Raw genomic sequence first — 17,036 nt, forward strand, 5'->3', positions numbered from 1 at the left:
TCGTCAATTCAGCATTTACTGATATGACTGGTTATCCTGCGGAGGAGGTAATTGGTAAATCGCCTGCCATGTTCTTTGGACCAAAATCGGATATCTTAGAGTTTGATAAATTAAAAACTGCTATACAAGAATACAAAGAATGCTTTGTTGAGACAATTAGTTATAAAAAGAATAAGGAGGAGTTTTGGGTTAATTTCTCAATGATTCCTGTTACAAATAAAGAAGGTGAGCACTCCCACTGGATTTCTATACAGAGAGATGTTACAGAGGAAAAAGAGCGCGAAAAAGAACGTGAACAACTCATTGGAGAGTTGACACAAAATAATAAGGATCTTAAGCAGTTTTCTTATATTACTTCACACAATTTGAGAGCTCCTCTTTCTAACCTTACAGGATTATTGAATTTAATAGATGATTTGACAATTGAAGATCCTGAGCTCAAAGAAATTATAAATGGCTTTTCAAAATCAACCTATTTACTGAATGAAACCGTTAATGATTTAGTTAAAATAGTAATCATAAAAGACAACCCTTCTATAAAAAAAGGAAAAATGGCAAATCACAAGTCAGCTTTAAAAAGAATTAGAAGTAACGAAAAGAAAAGAGTATTAAATAGATACCAACACAAAACTACTCGTAATGCTATCAAAGCAATTAGACTAGCTACTGATAAAGCAGATGCTGCTTCTAAACTTGCTGGTGTGATCTCTATGATTGACCGTTTAGCTAAGAAAAATATCATTCACGATAACAAAGCTTCTAATTTAAAATCTAAATTAACGAAGCACGTTGCGAAAATGTAATATTTTTCCTTTTCAAAATACTTTAAAAACTCTCAGTAATGAGAGTTTTTTTTTGTTTATACCTTTCTATTATCCTATTAATACTCTACTTCAGCTAAATAAACTACCAATTGGTTATTAAAATGTAAAGTATTGGGTGTAGGGTTTTTTTTGTCAAAATAAAGTGTACCTTTGCACCTCCTAAAAAAACAAGATGGAATCTATCAGAAACATTGCAATTATTGCCCACGTTGACCACGGTAAAACTACTTTGGTTGATAAAATCATGTACCATTGTCAACTATTTCGTGAAAACGAAAATACAGGGGACCTAATATTAGACAACAACGATCTTGAGCGTGAAAGAGGTATTACTATTACTTCAAAAAACGTATCGGTTGTTTATAAAGGTACTAAAATCAACATTATTGACACTCCTGGTCACGCCGATTTTGGTGGAGAAGTAGAGCGTGTATTGAATATGGCCGATGGTGTTTGCCTTTTGGTAGATGCTTTCGAAGGACCAATGCCTCAAACGCGTTTCGTATTGCAAAAAGCAATCGATTTAGGTTTGAAGCCTTGTGTGGTTATCAATAAAGTAGATAAAGAAAACTGTACTCCAGAAGAAGTGCATGAAAAAGTTTTTGATTTAATGTTTGAATTGGGTGCAGAAGAATGGCAATTGGATTTCCCAACTGTATATGGTTCTGCAAAAAACAATTGGATGTCGGATCATTGGGAAAATGTAACAGACAATATTGAGCCTCTTTTAGATATGGTGGTAGAACACGTTCCTGCTCCTAAAGTTTCTGAAGGTACACCTCAAATGTTGATTACCTCTTTAGACTTTTCTTCATTTACAGGTCGTATTGCAATTGGTAGATTAGAAAGAGGAGAATTAAAAGAAGGTATGCCAATTTCATTAGTAAAAAGAGATGGCAAAGTAATCAAGTCAAGAATTAAAGAACTTCATACTTTTGAAGGTTTAGGTCGTAAAAAAGTAGCTGAGGTTGTAGCAGGAGATATTTGTGCAATTGTAGGGGTAGAAGGTTTTGAAATTGGAGATACAATCGCCGATTTTGAAAATCCAGAAGCTTTACAAACCATTGCCATTGACGAGCCTACTATGAGTATGTTGTTTACTATTAACGATTCTCCATTCTTTGGTAAAGAAGGAAAATTTGTAACATCGCGACATATTAAAGATCGTTTGGCAAAAGAATTAGAGAAAAACCTTGCGTTGCGTGTAGGAGATACTGATTCTGCTGATAAATTTATGGTTTTTGGTCGTGGTGTACTTCACTTATCTGTTCTTATTGAAACCATGAGAAGAGAAGGATATGAGCTTCAAATTGGTCAACCACAAGTTATCATTAAAGAAGTAGATGGTGTGAAATGCGAGCCAATTGAGGAATTAACTATTGATTTACCTGAAAACCTTTCGGGTAGAGCGGTAGAGTTTGTTTCTGTTAGAAAAGGAGAAATGCTTTCAATGGAAGGAAAAGGGGAGCGTATGATTGTTAAATTCAATATTCCATCTCGTGGAATTATTGGTTTAAGAAATCAATTGTTAACTGCAACTGCAGGTGAGGCAATCATGGCGCACCGTTTTATTGGATACGAGCCTTACAAAGGTGAAATTCCAGGAAGAAATAACGGTTCGTTAATTTCTATGGAAAACGGAAAAGCTATTCCATATTCTATTGATAAATTACAAGATAGAGGTCGCTTTTTTGTTGATCCTAATGAAGATATCTATGAAGGTCAAGTTATTGGTGAAAATACCCGTAGCGATGATATGACGGTAAATGTTACTAAAACTAAAAAATTATCTAACGTTCGTTCATCTGGTGCAGATGATAAAGCTAGAATTATTCCTGCAATAAAATTCTCATTAGAGGAAGCATTGGAGTACATTCAAAAAGATGAATATGTTGAAGTGACTCCTAAATCATTGCGTCTGCGTAAAATTTACTTAAACGAAAATGATAGAAAGCGTTTCAAAATATAATTAATGAAACTAGTTCATAAAAAAAAGTCCTGAGAAATCAGGACTTTTTTGTTTTTTATAACTTATTGATTATCCAATTTTAACAGAGGTCATGGTTAACGATCCTCCAACCGATTTGTCATTAAAGAAACTAATTGAATCGGCGCTATCTTGTAATCCAAGGTTGTAAAGCAACGGAAAATAATGATCGGGGGTAGGAATAGCAAGTTGAGCTGCAGTTCCTAATTTTTCATACGCAATAAGTGATTTAAAATCACCAGAGGCAATTTTATCTTTAAAAATCGAGTTCATTTCTATTGCCCAATCGTAGCCATAATTATTTTCATTGAGTTTATCCCAAGCTATCATTCTTAAATTGTGCACCATGTTGCCACTTCCAATTATTAATACGCCTTTTTTACGCAAAGTAGCCAGTTGTTTCGCTAAATCAAAATGATATTGCGCAGGTTTATTGTAATCTATACTCAATTGCAATACCGGAATGTCCGCATTGGGATACATATGCCGAACTACTGTCCATGTTCCATGATCCAATCCCCAGTCATGATCTAGTTCTACGGGTGTAGATGTTATTAACTTTTGGGTTGCTAAAGCCAATTCGGGATTTCCTTTTGCAGGGTATTGCACCTCAAATAATTCTTTAGGAAAACCTCCAAAATCATGAATTGTTTTCGGATTTTCCATTGCAGTAATTTTGGTTCCATTGGTTAACCAATGTGCAGAAATTACAAGAACCGCTTTAGGCTTTGGTATTTCTTTTCCGAATTTCTTCCAAGTTTGTGAAAATTCATTATCTTCTATTCCGTTCATTGGAGAACCATGACCAATAAAAAGTACAGGATGTTTGTAATCTTCTTCGGATAATTCTTTGGTCCAATTATAAAAAGGCTGTAATGATGCCATAGTTGCTCCTCCAATTAATGTTTTAATAAATGTAATTCGGTTCAAAATAATAACACTTGTATATACAAATGTATGAATTGAATTTGAATTAATTGAATTTGTTAGGATTTTTTTATGGATAGGGGACTGTTATTTAACTACTATATCGTATTTCTCTAGTAGTCCCTTTAATCCCTCCATTGAAAAAATAGCTTTTTTAATTTTGTTTTTTTCGGGATCAAAACTATAATCATAGCTGGTAGAAAAATCGGCTTTATTAGCAATGGTGTCAATAAACACTGCTCTTCGGAGATTGCAATTGTCAAATAATACTTCGGTTAAATCACTCGACATGAAGTCGGCTGAAATCAAACTGCAGTTGATGAATTTCATTTTTTTCATTTTTAAAGCATAAAACTTTGCGTAATCAAGCAAGCAATCTGTAAAATGAAATTCATAAATCACTTGATCGGTCATTGCAAAATTCACATTTGTGAAATTACATTTATTGAAAAATACACCGCGTAGCGACACATAATTAATCTTTGTATCTTGAAAGTTGCAATCAAAGAAATTGCAGTCGATGAAGGTGATTGTTTTAAAGGTACAATCTCTAAAGTCGCAATTGTAGAAGTTACAATTTTCAAAATCTTTGTACTTGGTGTTGTTGTCGTCTAGAATTTCGTTTCTAAATTCTTGGTCTAAAATATAATCAGTGTGCATAATGAAAAATAAGATTGTAAAACTAATGAAAATTTGTTCTTAATAGTGGTTTTGATTGTTGATAAAAATAATTTTAATCGGATTACTAGTAAGTCAAAAGTGGTATTTTTGAAATTCAATTGTTAGCATTTTCTAATTGAATTCTCTATGAATAAAGTCAATCCCTCATCGATTTCGGTTTCCGGTTTTTTTTATAAAAATCCGGCGCTCAAAATTAAAGAGTTTCAAGCCTTTCTTGCAACTCGATTCGGATTGATATTTGCGTTGCACATGCAATCTACCATTTTGTATTTTTGGGTCTATTCGCTTACCAATAACAAACTATCTTTAGGATTAGTTGGTCTTGCCGAAGTAATTCCAGCAATTGGTTGTTCTTTATTTGCAGGACATTTTGTAGATCATAACGAAAAAAGAAAAATGGTTGTGCGTTGTCTTTATGGATATTTTATTACCGCCATTTGTTTGTTTGTCATCGCTTTGCCATTTGTACAAAAAAGTCTTTCTACTACAATTTTAGTAGGCTTAATTTACTTTTTTGTATTTATTGCTGGGATACTTCGCTCGTTTTTTGGACCTTCTATGTTTTCCCTTTTCGGAATGGTGGTGCCAAGGGAACATTATCCTAATGCTACAAGTTGGAGTAGTATGTCTTGGCAAATGGGTTCGGTACTTGGCCCTCTTGTTGCCGGAATTTTTATTGCTTGGACTGGTATAACAATCGGACTTTTTGCAGTATTAATTTTCTTGATGCTAGTTTATATTCCGATTTTTAAAATTAGTGTAAAGCCTATATTAAAACTTGAAAAAGAACCTGCATTAAAAAGCATCAAAGAGGGATTGCGTTTTGTTATGAATACGCCTACATTATTGGCCGCGCAATGTTTGGATATGTTTTCGGTATTTTTTGGTGGTGCCGTGGCTCTTTTGCCGGTATATCAAAAAGAAATTTTGCATGTAAATGAGGTGGGTTTTGGAATCTTGCGAGCAGCACCTGGAATAGGAGCATTAATTACCTTAGGTCTGTTGGCTTATATTCCTTTAAAAACACATCCGGGAAGAAAGTTGTTTTTATGCGTATCCGGTTTTGCTTTGTCAATCATTGTATTCGGAATCTCAACTAATTTTTATTTATCCTTTGCGATGCTATTGTTATCGGGTATGTTGGATGCGGTTAGTGTATTAATACGAAGTACCATATTGCAATTGGTTACACCGGATGCCATGCGTGGTAGAGTTTCTGCTGTTAATACCATTTTCATTAGTTCTTCGAACGAGTTTGGTGATTTTGAAAGTGGGGTAATGGCCAATTGGTTGGGCACCGTTAGGGCGGTGGTAGTTGGAGGTTGTTTGACTCTTGGAGTCGTGGCATTCACTTTTGTAAAAGTGCCCCAATTGCGAAATTTCACTTTCAATAATGATCGTGAAGATGAAAAATAAAAAACCCTCATAAACAATGTTTATAAGGGTTTTTGTGACCTCGACTGGATTCAAACCAGTAACCTTCTGAGCCGTAATCAGATGCGCTATTCAGTTGCGCCACGAGGCCTTTTTTGTGGGTGCAAATATAGGCATTAATCTGTTATTTGCAAATGGAATATCAAAATTATCCATCTTTTTAATTCGATTTCCACTTGAAGTTGTAGGGAAGAATTAATCTAAAGCTCGTTTAGTTACATAATACCGCCATCCAATAATAGCAAGTTGCCATTTTTTGGCTTTGGTTATATCCAGTTGTTGCTTAGTAAAACTTGGTAAAAGCAATTTGTTTAGCTTGGCTATTATTCTAAATAGGGATACCATTATCTTATTAAACTAAAATGTCCTTTGGCATTTCTGCCATTTTCTAATTGAATGTTATACCAATAATCATCAGATGGTAATTGATACCCATTTAAAGTTCCGTCCCAACCTTCACCAACAGGAGAAATTTGTTTAACAAATTTTCCGTATCGGTCAAAAATCTTAATTAGGGTGTTGAAGTAAAATTTGTAGTTAGCACCTTTAATATTCCATGTATCATTGTAGCCGTCACCATTTGGACTAAAAAATTTAGGAGCACCAAGAACCGAAATCTCTTGCTCAGCAACTCCACAGCCGTTTAAATCTTTTACGTAAACTGTATGGAATCCCATTGGGACATTTTGAAAATAATTGGAAGTTTGAAAAGGCCCATAAGAATCTTCAATGCTATATACATAGTTTCCACCATTACCCGAAACAATAACTTCCACCGAGTTAACATCTGTTAAATCTACCACATTTACTTGATCTATAGACGCAATAACCGAAGAGGTTACCGTTATTGGTCTTATTTCACTACAACCAGCAGCTGTTGTTACTACTACAGAATAATTTCCACTTTGTGAAACACTCAACGAATAGTTTGTAGCACCAGGAATTAGAACATTATTCAAGTACCATTGGTAGGTATATAAATTTGTTGGTGTGCCACTTAATACCCCAGCATTTATGGTTACGCTAAAAGTTGGAAGATTTGTACATACAATTTCATTGGCTTCTCCATTCGTGTTTAAATCTATTTTAGGAATTGGATTCACTACAAAACTTAAAGTGCTTGTTGCAGGACATGAAGTATTTATAGGGTTTACAATAGTTACAATCACATTTTGTGTGGCCGTATTAAACGGATTTGGCAAATGAGGTAGCACCTGACCGTTAGCTAAAGTATATGAAATAGTCATTCCGGTTTGCGATCCCATTAGTGTACTTTCAATTGTGCTTGTGTCAAATGGATAAATTCCGTTTTGCATTGCCGGATTATTAATTTCGTCATCACATTTAATTAATTGAAATGGCGACACAGGAAAAATTTGCGGTAATTTATCTACAATAAAAGTAATTGTCTCCTCATCATAGCAAGGGCCATTAGAAGCTTGTGTTATGTTATTAGTGACTCTTACTGTAATGGTTTGGGTTGTGTTTACAGTAAAAGTTGGAATTGGATTGATAACTGCACCTGTAGCATCATAATAGGTTACTGTTTTATTTGTTTGCCCATTTAATATTGAAGATTGCAAGGTGGAAGTATCAAATGTATAAATGCCATCTTGATCGTCATCACAATGTCTTATCGTGTTGGTAGAATTAACAGGAGTGGCAATTGGTAAAGCTTCAGAAGTTATGGTAATAAATGGACCTAGACCATAACATCCTTGGAAATTATTGCTGTCAATTCTAACATAAATTTGTTGTTGATTTGGCACAGTATTTCGATATGATGCAGGATTTATTGCATTAACTTGCGCTAATGCATCTGCATTATTTGCATAATATTTAATGGTATAATTTGAACTTGGAGGAGGTAAAATCAAATTAATATCATTGGTCACACTGCTAAAATCAAATAATGTGGTTCCGTCTGTATCCGTAGAAATTCCAACAACAGCATCATCACATAAAGTAAAATTTCTATGGAAAGTAGCTGCATTTACTTGTGTGGCAGAAACCAATAAATTTATTTGACCCACTGTATAGCAACCGTGAATGTTTTCAACACGTACCCAAACAGTTCCAGTTCCGCTAGAATAAGCTAATGGATTGTTTATTTTTACAGAAGGATCATTAGTAATCGCTCCAGGTTGTGTTGTGAAATAGGTAAATGTTTCGGTAGCGTAATTACTAGAAATTTGAGGATTATTTACAGTTAAATTAAAATTAGAAATTCCGTCTGTGTCATCATCACATTGTTTAACGGTTATTGGACTTGTAAGTGACGGTGAAGCATAACTTGTAAGTGTTGCAGCGGCTGATATCATTCCGCATCGATTTCCGCTTTTAACCAATATTACTTTGTATTTGTAACCAAACATTGCCACACTTACGCTCGAAATTGTTAGTGTATTTGTTGTCGCTCCCGAGTAAATAGCATTATTTGTAACATTGGCCCATGTGGTACCGTTATATACAAGCCATTGATAGGAGGTAACCGCATTAGTTACAATGCTAAATGTTGCACTTTGGTTTTCACAGGTTATTGCGTCTTGAGGTTGGGTTGTAATTATTATTGGTGCACCTATTATATAATCTTGATTCGGATTTATATAGGCAGGTCCACTAGTTACCACTCCATTTGAATTAACAGTTGGGGGAACTGCGGTTCCTAATGTTCCGGTACCGCTATCAAATTGTGAATAACCCGCTTCAGCAGCATCCAAACATCCATCTCCATCACTATCAATATCTAAATAATTATATAAAGAATCAGAGTCGGTATTGGTAACAGTATAGTTTAGTACTCCGCTATCTACAGAAGTTTCTAAAGAATTGGCTAGTCCATTTAATCCAAAATTATTTCCGTCAATAACACCGTTTAAATTTGCATCTAAAGCACTAGAACCCGATTCATTTAAATCAAATATACCATCATTATCAGAATCTAAATCTAAGTAATCGGTTGCGCTATCATTATCGGAATTTACAGGAGTAAGTCCAGCACCAAAAGCATCATCAATTCCATCGTGATTGGCATCAACACCAGAAGTTGGAATCACTGTAGCTCCCTGTGCTTCAACAGCATCTGGAATTCCGTCATTATCAGAGTCCAAATCCATTTGATTTGGAACACCATCTCCATCAGTATCTTTTGAAACGCAACTTGCTTTTAGCTTAAAGGTAGCTTTATCTGCAACAGAATCAGAAAGATTGCTATGAGTAAAAATAAAAGTATTGGAATAATTTGTCACAAACTTGAAGGTTCCTGTTCCTGCGGCAAGCGGTGTGGTGCTATTGAGTCTAAAACGAATTTCAAATGAAGAATATTGAGTTATTCCGCTTTCGTAAATTCCGTCATAATTGGTGTCAATCAATAATTGATTGTTAGGATTTAATACTGTTATGGTCTTGTTGATTGGTGAATTAACAATAAAATTTCCATTTGAATTTAATAAATCAGATGAATTTGCAGTAGATACATATTCTAAATCCAAAGAAATAGGTTGGTTAAATGTCATTTCGTATTTAACCTGATTTGTTTTTCCGGCAGGAATTTCTGAAATAAAACTACCATCAGCACTTCCAATAAACGGAGTAGCGCTAGCCGCTCCTGTAGTAGTTGTAATTCCGGTGAAAGTATTTGAATAATTGGAAACCGAAATAGTCCCCGATGCGGGGTTAATTAATGAAATGGCCTGATCTCCATATGCCTCAGTGCAGTTTGTGATTCCGTCATTATCATTATCACTATCTAAATTATCAATAACAGTATCATTGTCGTTATCAGTTGGGCATGAACTTACCGGAATCTCATCAGAAAAATAATCTATTCCACAATCTATTAAGGAAGCTTTTACTTTATAATATCCGGGTTGAAGAGGAGTGTAGTTGTTGGATGTTGCTCCAGAAATTGGATTTCCATTATAATACCATTGATAGGAATCAAAGTTACTTATAGCATTAACATTAAGATTAATGTTTGGGATACAATTTGAAGAAGAACCTGCAACAGGTTGAAAAACTATTTCAGGTTTAAAGGTAAATCCAGAATAAAATCCACCATAAGTTGCTGCACCACTAGATCCATAATAAGAAACATATACTTGCTCAGTTGAAAATATAGAAATATTTCCGGTTAATCCTTCCATGGTATAAGTAACAAAATCGGGCTTTCCAGTAACACTTAAAGGTCCCGTTAGGTTGTAACTGCCAGGTAATGTAGTTGAAGTGTAATTAACACCATCAATAATGAAAGTTAAATTGGCACCTGTTTTGGTAACAATACAAACAGTCCCGGAGAAATCGGTTAAATTACCAACTTCATTTATTTTTGGGATGTTGTTGATTGATTTTGGAGTCTGACAGCTTAATGGTGGTACAAAGTGCATGTTTTGATTTGCTTGGCTATCCGAACCTCCAATTCCTTGATATGCAAAAATATTTTTAGAACTTCTAACATATAAATTGCCATTCCCTGAAAAATCTGCACCACTTAAAGCTAAATATTGCCCAGAGTTAAGAGTTGTAGTTGGAGTCGTGCTTCCATTAAGATAAATTTCAGTATTGTCTAAATCGGCGATTAACAAAGGTCTTTCGGTTACATCTAAACCAGAGCCCTTAACGAAAATATATTCCATTCCGGTTCTTTCAGCAGAAACAATTTGATCCATACCTAAATCTAAATTGGAAGTAGTTCCATTACTTCCTGCAAAAGAACCGCAATTAACCGCAATTGGTTTGTCTGATGTGATTGATGCACCAATTAATCCATCTCTATTTGCATCAGTGGGTCCTACCACAGCCATGGCGAAACTTTGCCCGGCATTAAGAATAATGTTTGCAGGATTATTGCCAGCAGCAGTATTATTAATTAATTGTACTCCGGGTTTGATATCACCAAATGAAATTGTAGTATTATTTTCTGTAGCTAATATTGTTGCAAAAGTGTAGTGATTTGTTGTTGTTGCTGACGCCCCTGTATTGATGAAAGCTCCAATTCTAAAATGAGTTCCTAGGCCTGCTTTACCTTTTGAAACCAATCCACCTGCTTGATTATTTTGTTGCGTAGATGTTAATCTAACATTTGCATAGATTAAATCTTGTGCGTTAATAATGTATCCTTTATTGTTTTTTATGGTATTTACATCGCTTTTTGAAATCAATAATTGAGTGTCATATCCATTACCAATGTTATAAACATAAGGCGTGTCTCTACTTACTGTTCCTGAAATAGAATTCCCGCCAATCTCCTGAATTACAAAGCTAATAGGAGTGGTGCTTGGAGTAGAAATATAAATATATTGCCCTTGTGGTTCCTGACTATCAGAATTAGATAATGGTGGAATATAATGCGTCTTACTAAATTGTGAAAAACAATTTAAAGACAAGCAAAATGTTAATAATATATATAGAAATTGAGGGATTTTCATGTCGTAAAAGTACTATTTTTTTATTTAAATAAAGTACAAATTAACTCTTTAACAATTGTTGATTAACTTCAAAGTTTTTAAGACTATAAAAAATAATATTGGTTTAATTGTATGAGTTATTTTGTGGATAAATTTACCCTTTGGGATGTTGTTTTTTTTAATTATTTTAGCAAATCAAAATACAATTATGATTTCTGAAATTCAATTCCAAAACGAACTACAATTAATTATTCAAAATGCCATTCGAGAAGATGTAGGTGATGGAGATCATTCTTCCTTAGCTTGCATACCAAATTCAGCTGAAGGTAAAGCCAAATTATTAGTAAAAGATACTGGAATTATTGCTGGAGTTGAATTTGCTAAAATGATTTTTAACTATGTAGATTCCAATTTAAAATTGGATGTTCAAATTCAGGATGGAACATCCGTAAATTATGGAGATGTTGTTTTTGTAGTTTCGGGAAGTTCACAATCTATTTTGAAAGCGGAACGCTTGGTTCTTAATTCGATGCAACGAATGAGTGCCATAGCAACCAAAACAAAAAGTTACGCTGATTTACTAAAAGGAACTAATGCTAAAATTTTAGATACCCGAAAAACTACTCCAGGATTTCGGGCGTGTGAAAAATGGGCTGTAAAAATTGGTGGTGGTGAAAATCATCGGTTTGCCCTGTATGACATGATCATGCTTAAAGACAATCATAATGATTTTGCAGGCGGAATTACAAAAGCAATTCAGAAAACTAAGGAGTATTTGATTCAAAATAATAAAGATTTAAAAATAATAGTAGAGGCAAGAAACCTAGACGAGGTTAAAGAAATTCTTGAGAATGTAGGTGTTTATCGCATATTGTTAGACAACTTTAATTTTGAAAACACAAAAGAAGCCGTTGCTTTAATTGGAAATAAATGCCAAACCGAATCCTCGGGTAACATTAATGAAAATACGATTCGTAGTTATGCGGAATGTGGAGTGAATTACATTTCATCAGGTGCATTAACGCATTCGGTATATAACATGGACTTAAGTTTAAAAGCAATTCAATAATGAGTGTTGAAATAGAAAATAAACTCTTGAAGATTCCAGTGCTAAAGCAATTGGTTGGCTTTGGTAAATCAATAAAATTACCTTGGTTGCATGGATTGTCTCTTTATGATTTGTTAGAATTGTATGTGATTGGGATTGTTGAAGGTGCCGTTTCCTATCGTGCTGCTGCCATTGCGTTTAGTTTTTTCATGGCTTTATTTCCATTTACTTTATTTATTCTAAATTTAATTCCGTTTATACCTATTAAAGGTTTTCAAAACGACTTCATGGACTTTGTACATCAAAGTTTACCCCCAACTACATTTGACGCTGTTTCAAAAATTATAAATGATATTTTGCACAACAGTCATTCCGGATTAATTTCAACTGGATTTTTCATGGCTATATTCTTAATGGCTAATGGGGTAAACGCTATATTGGGTGGATTTGAAAGTTCGCATCATGTTACTTTAAAAAGAAAATTTTTCAGTCAGTATTTTATTTCATTGGCTTTGTCAATTTTACTTTCGTTGTTGTTAATTATTACAGTAGCGGCCATTGTAATTTTTGAAGTATTTATACAAAAATCAAAAATTCAAGACGTCCTTTCAGATAGTATTCCTTTAATAGAAATGGGGCGTTATATTTTTTTAATATTGATGATATTGATTACTACTTCATTGTTGTTTAAATTTGGTACTAAACAAGAAAAGAAACGTTCTTTTTTTTCAATAGGAGCCGTATTAACTACAATTTTAATTATTTTATCTTCTTATTTCTTTGGAATATGGGTTGTGAAATTCTCAAAATATAATGAACTTTACGGGTCTATTGGAACGCTATTGATTGTAATGTTCTATATTTGGATAAACAGTATGATTCTGTTGTTGGGTTTTGAATTAAATGCATCTATTCATTATTTAAGAAAAAAAACAAATCATGATAAAAATGAATCAAATCAGAATTAAATTATTTTTTATTTTATTTTTTATTTTCCAAATTTCATTTTCTCAAGGTATTGTTGGGAAATGGAAAACTATTGATGATCAAACAGGAAAAGAAAAATCTATTGTAGAAATTTTTGAAAAAAACGGCAAAATATTTGGCCGTGTATTAGAAATATTAGATCCTGTTGGTAAGAATAAAAAATGCGAGCAATGTGAAGGAGAAGATAAGAATAAGTCGATTCAAGGTCTCGTAATTATTAAAGGATTAATAAAAGAGGAAGAAGAATATACTGATGGTAAAATATTAGATCCTAAAAACGGAAAACTCTACAAATGTTCTATTTCTTTAGAAAATAAAGACAAACTCAAAGTAAGAGGCTACATAGGTTTTTCTTTAATTGGTAGAACTCAATATTGGTACCGAGTAAAAAGTTAATTGTTCTGAGATAATTAGTAAACAGTTATTTTAACTCGCAATACCCAAAACAAATAATGCATTTCATAGAAGTCCTTTTACCGTTATCTCTACCAAAAACCTTTACATATTGTGTTTCTGAAGCTGAGTATAACTACATTCAAAAAGGAATGCGGGTTGCGGTGCCTTTTGGTAAAAACAAGATATACACCGCTCTTGTAATTGATCTTCATCAGGTTCCGCCCACATTATATGATGCGAAAGAAATCCATCAGATATTAGATGAAAAGCCAATTGTAAATGAGTTTCAAATAGCTCATTGGCAGTGGATTTCAACTTATTATATGTGTGCTATTGGGGATGTTTTTCGAGGTGCATTGCCATCAGCATTTATCTTGGAAAGTGAAACCACAATTTCTTCTCAAAAAGATTCAACAATAGCTATTACCGATTTATCGGATGACGAATATTTAGTTTATGAAGCTTTGCAGCAGCAAAGTTCACTCAAAGTTCAAGATGTAATTTCAATTTTGAATAAGAAAAATATTTTTCCAGTAATTCAAAAGTTGCTTCAAAAAAACATTTTAACACTTCAAGAGGAAATCCAAGAAGAATACAAACCAAAATTAGTACGTTATATTCGATTGCATGAGGATTATGTTGCCGAAAGCAATTTAATTGCTTTATTAGATAGTTTAAGAGGAGCCAAACAAAAGGAGGTGCTGATGCATTATTTTCAGTTGAATGCTAAAGAGAAGAAACCCATTTCGGTGAAACAATTAACTGAAGTATCTCAATCAACTCCCACTATAATAAAAGCATTAATAGATAAAAATATTTTTGAGGAATATTTTATCCAGCACGACCGCGTAAATTTTGATTCCAAAAAAATAGAATCCAACTTATTATTAAGTGAGGTTCAAAACCGAGCATACGAGGAAATTAAAGAGAGTTTCCAATCTAAAGAAGTTTCTCTTTTACACGGTGTTACTTCTTCGGGTAAAACCGAAATCTATACCAAACTCATAGAAGATTATATTGCTCAAGGAAAGCAAGTTTTGTATTTGTTGCCCGAAATTGCGTTGACCACCCAATTGGTTTCAAGATTGACGCAGCATTTTGGAAATGAAGTAGCGGTTTTTCATTCGAAATATTCAAATAATGAACGCATCGAAGTTTGGAATCAAGTATTAGAGAAATCCGATAAAGCAAAGATTGTAATAGGAGCAAGGTCGGCTTTATTTTTACCTTTTTCTAATTTGGGATTGGTTATTATAGACGAAGAACACGAACAAACATTCAAGCAGCAAGATCCTGCACCAAGATACCATGCTCGTGATGCTGCGATTGTTTTGGCGCAAGCCCAAAAAGCAAAAGTATTATTGGGATCGGCTACGCCAAGTATTGAAACCTATTTTAATGCCCAGTCGGGTAAATTTGGATTGATTTCTATTAAAGAGCGATATGGAAAAGCGCCATTGCCAGATGTTGAACTGGTTGATTTAAAAGAAAGCTACTTCAAAAAAAGAATGAAAGGTCATTTTAGTTTGACTTTAATTGAAGCCATTGCCGAAGCATTAAGTTTGGGGGAGCAAGTTATTCTGTTTCAAAATAGACGCGGCTTTTCTCCAGTTTTAGAATGCATCACTTGCGGACATATTCCACAATGCACGAGTTGTAATGTGAGTTTGACGTATCATAAATTCAAGAATCAATTGCGTTGCCATTATTGTGGATATGCCATAGCAAAACCAACCAATTGTCATGTGTGTTCAAGTGTTGATATCACAGCCAAAGGATTTGGGACCGAACAAATTGAATTGGAATTGGCTGAGTTATTTCCTACAAAAAACATCAAGCGAATGGACCAAGATACCACTCGTGGGAAATACAGCTTTGAAAAATTAATTGATAGTTTTAAAAATCGTGAAATTGACATTCTTGTGGGAACCCAAATGCTTGCAAAAGGCTTGGATTTTGACAACGTGACTTTGGTAGGAATAATGAATGCAGATAATATGTTGTATCACCCCGATTTTAGAGCATTTGAACGAAGTTTTCAAATGATGACACAGGTTTCTGGTAGGGCAGGTAGAGCAGAAAAACGAGGAAAGGTAATTATTCAAACCTATAATGTAAATCATAATATTATTCAGCAGGTTACTAATAATGACTATGCTGCAATGTATAAAGAGCAGCTTTATGAGCGACTTATATACAAATACCCACCTTATTTTAGGTTGATCAAATTAACTTTAAAGCATAAAGATTTTGAAAAGCTTAAAGAAGGTTCGATGTGGTTGTATCAAGTGTTGAGTCAGAACCTACAAATTCCTGTGTTGGGGCCAGAAGAACCCGGAATAAATCGTATTCGAAATGAATACATTCGAACAATTATGGTTAAGATTCCACAAGACGGAGCTCTGGTTTCTACCAAAAAAACAATTCAGAAAATTCTTAATAGTTTTGAGGCGGTAGCTCAATATCGATCTATTAAAGTTACTTTAAATGTAGATTTTTATTAATCGATGTAAAGTGCTTTTATCAATCCTTCTTTTTTATTTCTACTCAGCGGAATTTTCGTAGGACCAATTTCTGCAAACTTGCTGTTAAATCGCTCTACTTTTTCAATATTGATGATGTAGGACTTGTGAACGCGTATGAATCGCTCTGAGGGTAAATCTTTTTCAAAAGATTTCATTGTTGATAATACTAAATGGGTATCTTCTTCGGTTACTACTTTTACATAGTCACCATAAGCTTCTATCCATTTAATTTTATTAGTGAAAATTTTAAGTTTTTTGAGATTGCTTTTTATGAAAATATGTTCACCTTCTTCTTCAAAATGCTCTCTTTTCAATTGATGAATTTCCAAAGCTCTCTTTACAGAAATATTAAAACGATCTTGAGAAACTGGTTTTTGAAGGTAGTCGGTAGCATCATAATCAAATGCTTTTAGGGCATATTCGGCTTTGGCAGTAACAAAGATTATTTGAGGTCTCACTTTTAAACTATCAATAAAATCAAACCCATTAATGACAGGCATTTCAATATCTAGAAGTACTACATCAATCGCATTGGCCGTAATGCAGCTCTTTGCTTCAATAGGATTCGAAAAATCACCAATCAACTTAAGGTTTGGGTGATTATTAACTAACTTCGTAATAACTATTCTTTGTAGCGAACTATCTTCAATTACAACACAGTTTAATTTCATTATCAGCTAATTTAGTGATTTTGTGTTGCTAATATATTTTTTTTAAAAGTGTGAACCTAATCTTTGTAGCTTTTTTTTGCTTTTTAGCGATAATTATTTAATTACGCTTGTTTATTAATAAATAATACTTACTTTTGCACCCAATTTTATA

Annotated in this window: 12 protein-coding genes, 1 tRNA gene and 1 pseudogene; 8 read left to right on the plus strand and 6 right to left on the minus strand. The window is 33.7% G+C overall.

Annotated elements, in window-relative coordinates; all coding sequences use genetic code 11:
- Positions 1-23: 23 nt before the first annotated feature.
- The 3 genes and pseudogenes from ACKOWY_RS05810 to typA all read left to right on the plus strand — a co-directional run.
- A pseudogene (locus ACKOWY_RS05810) lies at positions 24-230 on the plus strand (PAS domain-containing protein); the annotation flags it as partial.
- Positions 231-551: 321 nt separating this feature from the next.
- Positions 552-803, plus strand: coding sequence for a 30S ribosomal protein S20 (rpsT, locus tag ACKOWY_RS05815; protein WP_408940536.1), 252 nt, complete (start codon positions 552-554; stop codon positions 801-803).
- A 193-nt stretch (positions 804-996) separates the two neighbouring features.
- Positions 997-2,793, plus strand: a complete 1,797-nt coding sequence (gene typA, locus ACKOWY_RS05820; RefSeq protein ID WP_408940501.1) for a translational GTPase TypA — start codon at positions 997-999, stop codon at positions 2,791-2,793.
- A gap of 69 nt (positions 2,794-2,862) precedes the next feature.
- Here typA and ygiD read toward each other — a convergent pair whose 3' ends face one another.
- Together ygiD and ACKOWY_RS05830 are read right to left on the minus strand one after the other, a co-directional pair.
- Positions 2,863-3,696, minus strand: a complete 834-nt coding sequence (gene ygiD / locus ACKOWY_RS05825; protein WP_408940537.1) for a 4,5-DOPA dioxygenase extradiol — start codon at positions 3,694-3,696, stop codon at positions 2,863-2,865.
- Positions 3,697-3,825: 129 nt separating this feature from the next.
- Positions 3,826-4,398: a pentapeptide repeat-containing protein gene (locus ACKOWY_RS05830; protein WP_408940502.1), complete on the minus strand. Its 573-nt coding sequence runs from the start codon at positions 4,396-4,398 to the stop codon at positions 3,826-3,828.
- A 147-nt stretch (positions 4,399-4,545) separates the two neighbouring features.
- On the opposite strand from ACKOWY_RS05830, the gene ACKOWY_RS05835 reads away from it, so the two are divergent.
- A complete protein-coding gene (locus ACKOWY_RS05835; protein ID WP_408940503.1) occupies positions 4,546-5,835 on the plus strand; it encodes an MFS transporter in 1,290 nt (429 codons plus the stop codon).
- A 35-nt stretch (positions 5,836-5,870) separates the two neighbouring features.
- Here ACKOWY_RS05835 and ACKOWY_RS05840 read toward each other — a convergent pair.
- The 3 genes from ACKOWY_RS05840 to ACKOWY_RS05850 all read right to left on the minus strand — a co-directional run bounded on the left by ACKOWY_RS05840 (position 5,871) and on the right by ACKOWY_RS05850 (position 11,279).
- A tRNA-Arg gene (locus ACKOWY_RS05840) sits at positions 5,871-5,944 on the minus strand.
- Positions 5,945-6,048: 104 nt separating this feature from the next.
- The gene (locus tag ACKOWY_RS05845; RefSeq protein ID WP_408940504.1) at positions 6,049-6,198 is read right to left on the minus strand and encodes an SsrA-binding protein; all 150 of its coding nucleotides are present in this window, start codon (positions 6,196-6,198) and stop codon (positions 6,049-6,051) included.
- The gene (locus ACKOWY_RS05850) at positions 6,198-11,279 is read right to left on the minus strand and encodes a T9SS type B sorting domain-containing protein (protein WP_408940505.1); all 5,082 of its coding nucleotides are present in this window, start codon (positions 11,277-11,279) and stop codon (positions 6,198-6,200) included. Before ACKOWY_RS05850 ends, ACKOWY_RS05845 begins: the two co-directional genes overlap by 1 nt.
- Positions 11,280-11,466: 187 nt before the next feature.
- Here ACKOWY_RS05850 and nadC point away from each other — a divergent pair, with 187 nt between their 5' ends.
- From nadC to priA, 4 genes are read left to right on the plus strand one after another with little or no spacing between them, the layout of a single operon-like run.
- Positions 11,467-12,327: a carboxylating nicotinate-nucleotide diphosphorylase gene (gene nadC / locus ACKOWY_RS05855; protein WP_408940506.1), complete on the plus strand. Its 861-nt coding sequence runs from the start codon at positions 11,467-11,469 to the stop codon at positions 12,325-12,327.
- Complete coding sequence (locus ACKOWY_RS05860) at positions 12,327-13,274, plus strand: YihY/virulence factor BrkB family protein (RefSeq protein ID WP_408940507.1); 948 nt, start codon at positions 12,327-12,329, stop codon at positions 13,272-13,274. The genes nadC and ACKOWY_RS05860 overlap by 1 nt, the downstream gene beginning before the upstream one ends.
- Positions 13,255-13,689, plus strand: a complete 435-nt coding sequence (locus ACKOWY_RS05865) for a DUF2147 domain-containing protein (RefSeq protein ID WP_408940508.1) — start codon at positions 13,255-13,257, stop codon at positions 13,687-13,689. The genes ACKOWY_RS05860 and ACKOWY_RS05865 overlap by 20 nt, the downstream gene beginning before the upstream one ends.
- Positions 13,690-13,745: 56 nt before the next feature.
- Positions 13,746-16,193, plus strand: coding sequence for a primosomal protein N' (priA, locus tag ACKOWY_RS05870; protein ID WP_408940509.1), 2,448 nt, complete (start codon positions 13,746-13,748; stop codon positions 16,191-16,193).
- Here priA and ACKOWY_RS05875 read toward each other — a convergent pair.
- Entirely contained in the window at positions 16,190-16,885 is a 696-nt protein-coding gene (locus ACKOWY_RS05875; RefSeq protein ID WP_408940510.1) for a LytR/AlgR family response regulator transcription factor, read from the minus strand. The genes priA and ACKOWY_RS05875 overlap by 4 nt on opposite strands.
- Positions 16,886-17,036: the final 151 nt, after the last annotated feature.

Source organism: Flavobacterium sp., from assembly GCF_046073885.1.
Classification (GTDB): domain Bacteria; phylum Bacteroidota; class Bacteroidia; order Flavobacteriales; family Flavobacteriaceae; genus Flavobacterium.